This is a genomic window from Halioglobus maricola (assembly GCF_009388985.1).
Taxonomy (GTDB): Bacteria; Pseudomonadota; Gammaproteobacteria; order Pseudomonadales; family Halieaceae; genus Halioglobus; species Halioglobus maricola.
On the sequence record NZ_CP036422.1, the window covers coordinates 2,870,430 to 2,882,062 of the forward strand.

Genomic DNA, 11,633 nt, shown 5'->3' on the forward strand with positions numbered 1-11,633 from the left:
GGCCGCGGAAGGGCCACCCAAAAACGCGCGATTGTACCCCAACGGGCCCCGCGCGGCTATTGTGTCAACCGCAGGCCGATAAACAGAGGTGTGCCGCGGCGCATCAGGCGCAAAGGTAGGGTGTCGCCGGCTTCGAGTTTCTCCACGGCGCTGGCAAATGCATCGAGGCTCTTCACCGGCGTATTGCCTATCAGGGTGATCACGTCACCAGGGCGCACCCCAGCTTCCGCTGCAGGCGAGCCCGCAACAACGTCGTGCACGACCACACCACCAGAGAGATTCCACCGCTCCAGCATCTCAGCGTCGGCCTCAGCGACCACCACGCCGATACGGCCGCCCTCGTCGCCGTCCGGCTCCCCGCCAGCCAGCGAGTAGCTGTCATCGGCTGCCAGGCCGCCCACCTCGACTTTGACGGTGCGTTGCTTGCGATCGCGAACAATCTCCGCTTTCACGCGTGTGCCCGGGGCAATCAGGCCCACCACATGGGGCAAATCCGATGACGCGGGGATATCTCGTCCATCGAAGCTGATGATCACATCGCCTTCGCGCAGACCGGCGTCATCGGCAGGTCCATCTTCGGCAACCTGGACGACCAATGCGCCACGCGGCCGCTCGAGGCCAAAGGACTCTGCCAGGTTCTTGTCCACATCCTGGATGGTGACCCCCAACCAGCCGCGAGTCACCTTGCCGTGCTCCTCGAGCTGGGTCACAACATTGCGCACCACACTCATGGGAATGGCAAAGGAGAGGCCGATGGAGCCGCCACTGCGGGTAAATATCTGGGAATTGACGCCAACAACCTGGCCGTCGAGATTGAAAAGAGGGCCACCGGAGTTACCAGGATTAATGGCGACATCGGTCTGTATAAACGGGACATAGTTTTCGCCGTTCTCGGTGGGCAAGCTCCGCCCCTTGGCACTCACTATGCCCGCAGTCACGGAGTAATCGAGCCCGAAAGGCGAACCGATAGCCAGCACCCATTCGCCCACATCCAACTCACCTGCAGCCGCAAGCTTCACAACAGGCAGGTCTTCAGCGTCTATACGGAGCAGCGCCAGATCACTGCGCGGGTCTGTGCCGACAATTTCTGCTTCGAATTCGCGCCGGTCATTCATTCTCACCAAGACCTTATCCGCGCCCGAGACCACATGATCGTTAGTGACGATCAGGCCACTGGCATCGATAATGAATCCGGAGCCCATGCCCATGCGAGGCTGCTGCGACGGCGCGTCGCCGCGAAATTCGAAGAATCGGCGAAGGTACTCTGGGATTTCCTGCGGCCCCTGGCCCTGCTGCGGGCCACTGGCCTCGACAATGATCTTCACCACAGCAGGTGAATTGTCGCGCACAATGCCGGTGAAATCTGGCAGCGCGGCTGCGTTGACCTGCACGGCCATACCCAACATGAGAGCAATGGTCAGAAAAAAGGAGTACTTGCCGGATAGCTTCATAAATACCTCTTGAAAACGAAAACTCAATCCAGACTTACGGCCTGGGCGGAAGGGCTCAATATGTCTTCCAGAACGGGTTGGAAACTGTCGTCCTGGCGATGGCGATTTGCATGCAACCGCACCAGACCCACGCCGGCCGCGAGCCCCGCCAGAGCGCCGATTGCGCTGCCGGCATCGCCGCCCAGAGCAGCCCCGGCCGCGGCGAGCGCCAACATGGAAACAACAGGAACAATATAGACAACGACGGAGCCTCGCAGGATCACTTCCTCCGGGATACTGATCTGCACCTCGTCGTCGACGGCACACTGCTGGGGGTGAATCTTACCCGGCAGTGCGCGAATAAGGGAGCGATGTCCCTCGGAAATACGGTTCATCACTCCGTGGCCACAACCACTCTTGGCAGCACAGGTGCCACACGTCGTGCGGCGGATCGTTTCGACCCAGACGCTGTCGTCTTCAACGGCCACCACGCGGCCGGTTTCAAGCAACATGTCAGCGCTCCCAGACCACCGAATCTGCAACCATACGCGCCGTATTAACCGGCACCTCTCCGACGACCGTCAGTAAGACAGGCTCTCCCGCCAACTTGACCCCGCGGGTATAGGAGGTACTGCTGCCCTTGCGGGCAACGCCCTCACCCGGACGGATCTCGCGGTCCAATTTCTCCAGAAAAACAGAAAAGACAGCCAGGCCATCGGTATAGGTTTTACGCGGAGACGCGGAGCTGACTGCATCGGTTGCAGCGAAGCCGGGTGGTAGCCAGCGCACTCGCCAGCCGGGACTCTTGGCAGCTGCGTTGGTCGAGCTCGCCGCTGGCACCGGGTGATGTGCACTGTGTGATATAGCAGTATCCAGCCCCTCCGGCGAGTCATCGCCATAGGAAAGATTGGCGAACTGGAATTTCTCAAGCACCTTGTTGCCGCGGCCGATCGTAGCGGTCTTCAACAGGAGACCGGTGTCGCGATCGAGTTCCATGACATAGCCATAGCGGTACATGTCGCGCGGAGCAACTGCAATGCGCACCGAGTGACGACCCGCGACAAGGTCGCCTTCACTGACACTTAATCGGTAGTTGGCGGCCACGCCACACTGGTTTTGACCCAGGCGCAGCAAGTTGTGACCCGGGTGAATACAATCCAGCGGGTGGTCCTTGCGCACCACCTCGGCTCCCTGCCCGGTCAATTGAGTCAAGCGGTCGGTACTGGTACCGCCATCTACAGAGTGCGACACCTGAACAACCTGCATATCCTCACCGCCACGCTGAAAGGTCACGACCCCGTGATAACTCACGTGCTGAAGGCTGCGGGACATCTTGTCCAGCCACTTTACTGCTTCCGGATTGACCTCCGGACACTCCTGGGCTGATGCCCATGGCACCGCTGCCAGTGCCAGCATCAGCGCAGCGAAATGAGAAAAGCGGAGCGCGCTCATATTATTCGCGAATCTCCTCTACACGGACGAACGGCATGAGGCCCTGCGGCGTATTGAGCGCCGCGTGTTCAGCGTGCTCTTGCATATACATTTCCATGCGCTGGCGAGCCAATTCCTTATAGGCTGTTTTTGCCGCAGGCTGCAATGAAGGCACCGCCTGCGTCCCGTAACTGGCCTGCACAGCGGTGGCTCCCATAGTATTGACCAGACCGACCGGCGATGAGCCGACAGTGGCTACGGCCTTATTGCCATAGGGATCGTCAGCAGAGCTGATCTGGGCGAGCTGTTGGCCGCCGAGAACCACGGTAGCCGCGACTGACGCCGCCACCGCAAAGCTCGCAAATGGCCTGCCAATTCGCTGGCGCAGACTGGGAGCAGCCTCGCTCTCGGCGATGGCCGTGCGCACCCTGGCAGAAATATCGATGTTGAGATTACCGGCGCCCTGCCCGGCCATCACCGACCGAGTGGCGTTATAGCGCACCCAGGTCTGACGCAATTCGCCATCGTTCTCCATCTGCTTCAGCACTCTCTGCAACTCCAGCTCATTGGCCTCGTCGTCCATCAGGGCAGAGAGAGATTCACGCATTTTGTCACTCATTTCAGTTTTTCCTCGCGTAAGTACGCGTCTGTCTGTGGCAGGCCAGCATCAGTGCTGACCGTCCAGTTGTTCCTTCACCTTTGCATCGATCGCTTCCCGTGCCCGGAAAATTCTCGACCTCACTGTTCCCACGGGGCAATCCATAATGTCGGCGATGTCCTCGTAACTGAGACCATCGAATTCGCGCAAAGTTACCGCAGAGCGCAAATCATCCGGCAGATCGGCAATCGCTGTGTCGACGACTGCTTTTAACTCGTCGCCGAACAGCGCGCTCTCAGGGGTTTCAATGTCCCTCAGCGCAGCGCCACCCTCATAATATTCAGCATCTTCCACCTCGACATCCGAACCCGGAGGCCGGCGTGAGCGAGACACAAGATAATTCTTGGCAGTGTTGACCGCGATCCGGTAAAGCCAGGTATAAAATTGGCTATCACCGCGAAACTTGGGCAGCGCCCGGTAAGCCTTGATAAAGGCTTCCTGGGCCACGTCCTGCGCCTCGTCCGCATCGTGCACATAGCGACCAATCAGGCTCATGATCTTGTGCTGGTACTTGAGCACCAGCAGATCGAAGGCCCGTTGATCCCCCTTCTGCACTCTTGCGACGAGCTGCTGGTCCGTCTCGGCGGCCGTCACTCCCCTATCCCCTCCATGGTCACGGCAGTACCGCCCTGACTAAATTCTTGTGTTGTATACCCGAATAGACATTGCATCCGGGTTTTAGTTCAGCCTGATACGAGATCAGGCAGCTGTATGAAACTGTTTGCATCAAAAAGTTCCCCGGCGGGGTTTCCTTATTGCACCAGAGGTCGTATATACTCGCAGCCGGCCGTGCCTGACTGCGCTAAGTCGTTGAGGCACATGATATATTTCGCAATCTACCGCAGCAAGTGAGCGCGCGATGCCCACCACTTACAAGCACGATGTCCTGGTTATTGGCAGCGGCGCCGCGGGACTGAGCCTGGCGCTCCACCTGCCGGCTGACTGTCGGGTGGCGCTTCTGTCCAAAGCGGACCTGAACCAGGGCTCAACCTATTGGGCCCAGGGCGGTATGGCAGCGGTGCTGCACGACCGCGATACGGTCGACTCCCATGTACAGGACACGCTCACCGCAGGCGCCGGCCTGTGTGACCGCGAGGCGGTGGAGTTCACCGTGCGCAATTCCCGTCGCTGCACCGAATGGCTGGTGGAGCAAGGCGTGGATTTCGATCTCCGTGAAGACCAGGCCGACGCCGACGACCGCGAATTTCACCTGACCATGGAAGGCGGACACAGTCACCGTCGTATCATACACGCTGCCGACCGCACAGGACGGGCCATATCTGAGGTCCTCACCGAACAGACATTGGCCGCCTCCAATATCGAGGTCTTCACCCACCGGGTGGCGGTAGATCTGGTGCGAAAAGATGCCCGCTGCCAGGGCGCCTACGTGCTCGACCGTCGCTCGGGCCACGTTGAGTTGTTCCAGGCCAGGACAGTTGTCCTGGCGACAGGCGGGGCGAGCAAGGCCTATCTCTATACCAGCAACCCCGACGGCGCCAGCGGCGACGGCATCGCCATGGCCTGGCGCGCTGGCTGCCGGGTGGCCAATATGGAGTTCAACCAGTTCCATCCCACGTGCCTGTACCACCCCAAGGCGAAATCGTTCCTGATCACGGAGGCCTTGCGCGGTGAAGGGGCTCATCTCTTACTGCCGGACGGCGAGCGTTTTATGCACCGTTTTGACGAGCGCGGCGAACTGGCACCACGCGATATCGTGGCCCGTGCCATTGACCACGAGATGAAACGCCTGGGCGCAGATTGCGTGTTCCTTGACATCTCCCACCAGCCGCGTGAATTCCTCGAAGCCCATTTCCCCACGGTTATGAGCCGCTGCCGAGACTTCGGTATCGACATTGCCGCCGAGCCCATACCGGTGGTGCCAGCCGCGCACTACACTTGCGGCGGCATCGTGGTTGACACCAATGGACGCACTGACCTTCGCGGCCTGTATGCCATCGGCGAGGCCTCCTCCACGGGTTTGCACGGCGCCAATAGAATGGCGTCCAACTCGCTGCTCGAATGCATCGTGTACGCCGAATCGGCGGCTCGCGACATAGCCGCGCTGCTGCCAGACCTCCCGCCGCCCGAAAAGGCGCGTGTTTGGGATGAAAGCCAGGTCACTGATTCCGACGAAGACGTCGTGATTTCACACAACTGGGATGAGTTGCGACGATTCATGTGGGACTACGTGGGTATCGTTCGCACCGACAAACGACTCCAGCGCGCGCTTCACCGGGTGCAGCTATTACAGGCGGAGATCGCTGAGTACTACGGCAACTATAAGGTTGGCAATGACCTGCTCGAATTACGCAACCTCGCCATGGTGGCCGAACTCATGATTCGCTGCGCGATCGAGCGCAAGGAGAGCCGCGGCCTGCACTTCACCCTGGACTACCCTGAGTTGCTTCCACAAGCAGTGGACACCGTGCTCAGACCCTTAAACTCGCCGCTCCAGCAGTAACCTCACCCGCACTTTCCGCAGCTCCTGGGCCGGCACTGAATCTGCCAGCAGCCAGAGCGTGTGCCGCGCGCCATGCATATCCTGCACCGTGAGAAAAACCCCGCCCGGGCCAGCCCGGGATTCCCTGCACATTTGCACCATTTCGGGACCAGCACCGCGATCCAGGGTCCAGCGCCCCTCGCGCCAGGCGAGCCCCCAGCCCACCCAGGGTTGGCCGACCAGTCGCGGCAGCCACATACATAAACAGAGTGTGAGTAGAACCGCGAATTCAGGTCGACCGGACTGGGCAACCAGCAGACAGGCAACTAACGCGGCGCCGAAATGAAACAGCTGCAAGCAGCGGCAACGGCTGGAATCAGCGATGCTCAGGTGGAGTGTGGGCGAAGTCGAGAATTTGCTGGACAATGACTGCGTGCTCCGAATCTTCGGGCTGCCGGCGCTGGAGAAACCAGGCAAACAGATCCTGGTCCTCGCAAAGCATCAACTGCTGGAAACGCTCCCGATCGGCAGGGCTTAACAACGCATATCTCGCCTGGACAAAGGGCTCCAGCACGAGGTCGAGTTCCAGCATCCCGCGTCGGGCGGCCCAGCGCATACGATTGATTTCTTGTTCAGCTACCATTCCAGATTCACAGACGCTTGTATTCATCAAGGGTGGCCATTATATAAGTAAATGCGGTCCGCCGGGGAGCGGCTGACAGAAAACGCTATTGCGCCTATGATGGGCGCCCCAGATCTCGAGGTACTCACATTGAGCGCTCACTATGCACTGCTCGAGCAGGAGACCCTGCTTCACATCAATGGCCCAGACACACTGACCTTCTTGCAGGGCCAGACCACCTGTGACTCCAGCGTGATAACCGCTGATCAGGCGGCAGCAGGGGCTTACTGTACGCCAAAGGGGAGAATGGTTTGCGACTTTGTGCTGGGCCAGCTAGGCCCGGAGCACTACGCTTTGCGCCTGCGCAGCAGCGTAGCACCCGCAACCGTCAGCACGCTGGGAAAGTACATCGTTTTCTCGAAGGCCGACATCAATAGCGAACGCAAGGACTGGCAAGTGGTCGCGCTCTGGGGCAGCGGCGTCGCCTCTGCTCTGGCTGCGCTTGGCATGACCCCACCGGGAGAGCGCTACCAGGCTAGCAGCGACGACGGCTATGTGTTGATCCAGCTGGACGAGGCAGGCAACTTCTTTGAAGCCTGGATCGACATGGAGCAGCACGCAGACCACTTTGAGGCCCTGCAAGACGCACTGGAAGAGAGTAGTGCCGACACCTGGAACAGCCTGCAGATATGCGCGGGCTTGGGCCGAGTCGAAGGTGCTACCAGTGAGGATTTTCTGCCGCAGGATCTCAACTACGACATCACCGGCCATGTGAACTTCACCAAGGGCTGCTACACCGGACAGGAAATCGTGGCTCGCCTGCACTATCGAGGCAAGGCCAAACGGCGTGCTTACCCGGTGGCATTGAATAACACCGAGGCACTCGCCGCCGGCACCCCCCTGTTCAACGAGGGTGGTAGCCAGAGCGTGGGATCAGTGGTGAATAGCGCCCGCGACGGCGAACGCACGGTGTGCCTGGTCAGTGCAACCAGCAACGGCCTCGCGCAAGGCCTGCGGGTAGACGGTGATGAGGGGCCGGTCATGGAACCCCTCGAATTACCCTATTCGCTGGAAGTCTGACTGGGGCGATCAGGCCTCCAGATTCGCCTCGATTGCGTCGAGGAAACCATACATATCGACAACCCGTTCCGACTCGGGGTTGAGTGTCTTGCCCTTGAGATCACCGGTGATCGTGCCCTGCGCCACTGTCTCGATGAGCGCGGCCTTTAACTTCGCCGCGTAATCCCCAAGCGGCTGGTTAGTCTCCCGGCGAGCGAGTTCCTCCAGCGCATTAGCCACCGCAAAGATAAGCGCCGACGAATTGAAGTTGGCCTCTTTGCCGTCTGTTTCCAGGTAGCGCAGGTACAGGTCGTGCGCGGTGCCATGGGGCGCCTCGTACAACATGGTGCCGTCCGTGCTCTTGATCACTGAACTCGCCGTGGCCAGGCTTCCCCCGAGAGCAGCGGAGATATCCGAAAAAATATCACCGTCCAGATTCTGCGCCGGGTAGAGGCCCCAGCGAGGCGGATCGCAAATCATTTTGCTGAGCTGGCGTGAGGGCCGCATGATCATGAATGACGGAGGCGGTGTGTCCAGCGCTGCCAACTCCTTGCGAATTTCCAGAATAATCGAGCTGTACACCTCGTCGTAATTGACGAACTCCCGTTTCAGGCCGAAGTACACTTCCTTCTTGTTGACGGCCGCATCGCGAAACACCTGCTTGACCCAATCCTTGATCGCAGCGCGGTCATTCGACATAAACAGCAGTGGATCACCAGCTTTCACGTCACGCGCATGCTTCTCCACGCCGTCCATGACGACCTTGATAATGCCGTCTTCCGGGGCCGGTGTGTTGTAGCTACCATACTGGTCGCCACCGCCAGCACTCATGCGGGAAATCGAGACGTTGGCCTTGCGCTCGGGCAAGCCGTAGCGCTTGAGCTGCTGTACCAGTTTGTACAGCTTCATGCCGCTGATATTGTCCGGCACGCCCCACAGTGCGCGCTCAGGCGGGTTGGAGACAATGCGCGCAGCCTGGGCATCGATCAACTCGTAGTGATACTTGAGACCCGCCGCTGCAACCTTGTCCTTGTACTCACTGTGGTAGATATCTTCAATCGCAGCGCGCATCACACCGTCATAGCCGGGGACCACGGTATCTTTCAGGCCAAGGTAAATATCGCGTTTTTCGTCCAGTGCGCGCTGGAAGAACCTGTGTGCCCAGGCCTTTACGTCCTCCAGGTCGTTGGAAGCCAGCATCCAGGGGTCGCCCTTGCGCAGCGTACGGCGGTGCAATTCGACCGGGTCACCGCTGCTGCCGACGAAGACAACTTTAGCCACTCCGGTGGCGTTAGACAGTTCGCTATAGCTGAAATCGATGCCACCTGCGTCCATGGTATCGACTTCAATTTCACGACCCACCCAATCCGGCCGAACACTCTTGAGATTACTGAACTCGATATCTTCGCGCGTGATATTGCCGTGGATACCCTTGCGGATTGCCCCGTTGGGCGATTTGGTCGCGAGTTTATCCAGCGCGTCTTCACTCACCTCGGGATGCGCAGCCAGCAGATCAAGTAACTGCTCGCGGTTCACGGTCATGCCGGCATTCTTGATGCCGACGCCGTATTTCTTGAGTGACTCAATGGCGTCCAGCACTACCTGGCCGTTACTGGTCAGGCGTTTCTCGGCCGACAGATCGATCTCCACCAGCTCGATGTCCAGCCGCGAATTCACAAACTGTTCCAGAATGCGCTCAAAGGCAATCTGGGCCATCTCGTCGCCGTGCAGAATCACCATAGGTTTGGCGACCTGAATTTTTGTAGTCATGCTTGCTCCATTAAATATAAGCGGTCCCAGGCAAAGGACCGAAAGGTACGCGCTCCCAGAGCTCGTGCCTAGTCGATTTTAGTCGATACTGGGGTATCAGCCAGAGAGAAACGTGTTCCCTCTCCTCGCTGCAAATACAGTGCCCGCAGGAAGAACTGCAGGCTGGCAACCTCTTCCACCTGGTGACGCTGCCATTGCTCCATCATTGCGGGATGGAACATGAAATTTCGAATGTAGTAGTTGAGCACAGCGCCCACAACTGGCAGGTCGGAGCCAATCGTCGAGGTGACCGTGTAATAAGTACCGCTCTGACGCTGTTCGAAACGGTGCTCGATGCGGCCCATCGCCAGGCCCGCGAATTCCGGAATGGCCACCATACCGGTAGAGGAAAACTCACGCAGTCTCGCCCTGCCTCGGCTATCGTAAGGGCCGAACCACTCTTCCCGCTCGATCAGCGCACCCTGCCCCATACCTTCAGCACCGTCAGCTGCCGCTTCCAACACCCTGATCCTGCCGTGTTCGGTAGGGTGAAAGATGTGATAGAGCGGGATTGTTTCCCCGCGATAAGCGATCGTTGACACCGGCAACACCTGGTAGAACCAGGACACCATCTGCGGCGATATATCCTGGAGAAAAAAGTGTTCTACATGCGCCTGGATAAGGCCGTTTTCGTCGACCTGCCAACTGCGCGATGCCTCGCGGTAGTCTGGTAGCTCCCAGGGCAGTTGCCGAGGCGGGTCGCGATACAGGGCCTGCGGCCAAAACGCCCACGCCAGTGGGGCGGCAATCAGCGCCACAACGAGTAGTCTTCGCCAGTGTTGCACGCACCCTCCTCAAAAGGCGCGTATTCTGCCACAGAGCGGTGCCGTGAAACAGTCGGACTTGCCAAGCGGCCGCGCTCCACGGACAATCGCCCCTCGGAGCCGAGGAAGCAAAAAAATGACCATTGAGAAGACCTACATCAGCGCCAATCAACTGCTGGTAGATTCCTACGAGCTGGCCCTGAACGTGCTGGACAGCGATTTTCGACCGGACTACATCGTAGGCGTCTGGCGCGGTGGTGCACCCGTGGGTATCGCCATCCAGGAATTGCTCAAGTACGCGGGTCACGAAACCGACCATATCGCCATTCGTACCTCCCACTACACAGGGATCAACCAGACCAGCGAATCGGTGATCGTGCACGGCCTCCACTATCTGATCGAACACGTCAATTCGGATGACAATGTTCTCATCGTCGACGACGTCTTCGACTCCGGTCGCTCCATCCAGCAAGTCATCTGGGACCTGGAGGCAAAATGTCGGCGCAATACACCCAATTTCCGTATCGCCACCCCGTACTTCAAACCCAGCAACAACAAAACCGAGCTGGTCCCGGACTACTATCTGTACGAGACCAATGAGTGGCTGGTATTCCCACACGAGCTAGAGGGCCTCACGGCAGAAGAGGTACTGGAAGACAAACCGGGCCTGAAGCGTCTACGCGAACGAATCGTCGCTCTTCACCCCGCCTGAGGTGCAGCCAGAGGATCAGGCAACTGGAGGCAGCGACCAATCCACAGCTTTGTCACCGCGAGACTGCAGGTAATCATTAGCCGCCGCGAAATGTCCGCAACCAAAGAACCCGCGGTGTGCACTCAAAGGTGAGGGATGCGGTGCCTGCAACACACAGTGCCGGCTGGTATCAATCTTCGCGCCCTTACTCTGGGCATAGCCGCCCCAGAGCATGAACACGACCCCTTCCCGATCTCTATTGATCACCTCAATCACCCGATCAGTGAATGTCTCCCAACCCTTGCCACGATGCGACGCGGCCTGGCCACACTCCACCGAGAGCACGCTGTTTAGCAGCAGGACTCCCTGCTCCGCCCAGGCACTCAGATAGCCATGCGCCGGCACGGGCAGACCGAGTTCTGTATTGAGTTCTTTGTAGATATTTCGCAGTGACGGGGGCACTTTCACACCGGGGGGCACCGAGAAGGACAAACCGTGGGCCTGGTTTTCTCCATGGTAGGGGTCCTGGCCAAGTATCACGACTTTTACCGCGGGCAGTGGCGTGTGCGTAAATGCGCGGAAAAAATTCTCCCGTGGCGGAAAAATGCGCTTGCCGTGATCTTCTTCTGCCTGCAGGAACTCACACAACGCTTGCATATAGGGCTGCGCAAATTCATCACCGAGACGGCTCATCCAGCTCGACTCGAGCTGAGAACCCATCATCCCTGT

13 protein-coding genes are annotated in these 11,633 nt (G+C 59.1%); 3 read left to right on the plus strand and 10 right to left on the minus strand.

Annotated features, from left to right (window positions below; all coding sequences use genetic code 11):
• Nucleotides 1–56: 56 nt before the first annotated feature.
• The 5 genes from EY643_RS13105 to rpoE are packed head-to-tail and all read right to left on the minus strand — an operon-like array spanning nt 57 to nt 4,113.
• Nucleotides 57–1,451 carry a DegQ family serine endoprotease gene (locus EY643_RS13105; protein WP_153239659.1) on the minus strand — a complete coding sequence of 465 codons (1,395 nt, stop codon included), beginning with the start codon at nt 1,449–1,451 and terminating at the stop codon, nt 57–59.
• A 23-nt stretch (nt 1,452–1,474) separates the two neighbouring features.
• On the minus strand, nt 1,475–1,942 hold the full coding sequence (locus EY643_RS13110; protein WP_153239660.1) for a SoxR reducing system RseC family protein: 468 nt from the start codon (nt 1,940–1,942) through the stop codon (nt 1,475–1,477).
• Nucleotide 1,943: 1 nt separating this feature from the next.
• Entirely contained in the window at nt 1,944–2,882 is a 939-nt protein-coding gene (locus EY643_RS13115) for a MucB/RseB C-terminal domain-containing protein (RefSeq protein WP_153239661.1), read from the minus strand.
• Nucleotide 2,883: 1 nt separating this feature from the next.
• Nucleotides 2,884–3,480 (minus strand): sigma-E factor negative regulatory protein, encoded by a 597-nt coding sequence (locus EY643_RS13120; RefSeq protein WP_153239662.1) that lies wholly within the window; start codon nt 3,478–3,480, stop codon nt 2,884–2,886.
• 48 nt (nt 3,481–3,528) lie between these two features.
• Nucleotides 3,529–4,113, minus strand: coding sequence for an RNA polymerase sigma factor RpoE (gene rpoE, locus EY643_RS13125; RefSeq protein WP_153239663.1), 585 nt, complete (start codon nt 4,111–4,113; stop codon nt 3,529–3,531).
• 265 nt (nt 4,114–4,378) lie between these two features.
• Between rpoE and nadB the strand changes: the two genes are divergently transcribed.
• Entirely contained in the window at nt 4,379–5,980 is a 1,602-nt protein-coding gene (gene nadB, locus EY643_RS13130; RefSeq protein ID WP_153239664.1) for an L-aspartate oxidase, read from the plus strand.
• Here the strand turns inward: nadB and EY643_RS19590 are convergent.
• Both EY643_RS19590 and EY643_RS13140 read right to left on the minus strand, forming a co-directional pair.
• Complete coding sequence (locus tag EY643_RS19590) at nt 5,957–6,385, minus strand: protein YgfX (protein ID WP_170287393.1); 429 nt, start codon at nt 6,383–6,385, stop codon at nt 5,957–5,959. The two genes, nadB and EY643_RS19590, sit on opposite strands and share 24 nt — an antisense overlap.
• Nucleotides 6,336–6,602, minus strand: a complete 267-nt coding sequence (locus tag EY643_RS13140) for an FAD assembly factor SdhE (RefSeq protein ID WP_153239666.1) — start codon at nt 6,600–6,602, stop codon at nt 6,336–6,338. The genes EY643_RS19590 and EY643_RS13140 overlap by 50 nt, the downstream gene beginning before the upstream one ends.
• 129 nt (nt 6,603–6,731) lie before the next feature.
• On the opposite strand from EY643_RS13140, the gene ygfZ reads away from it, so the two are divergent.
• Complete coding sequence (gene ygfZ, locus EY643_RS13145) at nt 6,732–7,661, plus strand: CAF17-like 4Fe-4S cluster assembly/insertion protein YgfZ (RefSeq protein ID WP_205743061.1); 930 nt, start codon at nt 6,732–6,734, stop codon at nt 7,659–7,661.
• Between the two features lie 9 nt (nt 7,662–7,670).
• Here ygfZ and EY643_RS13150 read toward each other — a convergent pair whose 3' ends face one another.
• Nucleotides 7,671–9,410, minus strand: a complete 1,740-nt coding sequence (locus tag EY643_RS13150; RefSeq protein ID WP_153239668.1) for an isocitrate/isopropylmalate family dehydrogenase — start codon at nt 9,408–9,410, stop codon at nt 7,671–7,673.
• A gap of 68 nt (nt 9,411–9,478) precedes the next feature.
• On the minus strand, nt 9,479–10,234 hold the full coding sequence (locus EY643_RS13155) for a hypothetical protein (protein WP_153239669.1): 756 nt from the start codon (nt 10,232–10,234) through the stop codon (nt 9,479–9,481).
• 121 nt (nt 10,235–10,355) lie between these two features.
• Between EY643_RS13155 and EY643_RS13160 the strand changes: the two genes are divergently transcribed.
• Nucleotides 10,356–10,925 carry a phosphoribosyltransferase gene (locus EY643_RS13160; protein ID WP_153241036.1) on the plus strand — a complete coding sequence of 190 codons (570 nt, stop codon included), beginning with the start codon at nt 10,356–10,358 and terminating at the stop codon, nt 10,923–10,925.
• Nucleotides 10,926–10,940: 15 nt separating this feature from the next.
• Here EY643_RS13160 and ung read toward each other — a convergent pair whose 3' ends face one another.
• On the minus strand, nt 10,941–11,627 hold the full coding sequence (ung, locus tag EY643_RS13165; RefSeq protein WP_170287494.1) for a uracil-DNA glycosylase: 687 nt from the start codon (nt 11,625–11,627) through the stop codon (nt 10,941–10,943).
• Nucleotides 11,628–11,633 lie beyond the last annotated feature (6 nt).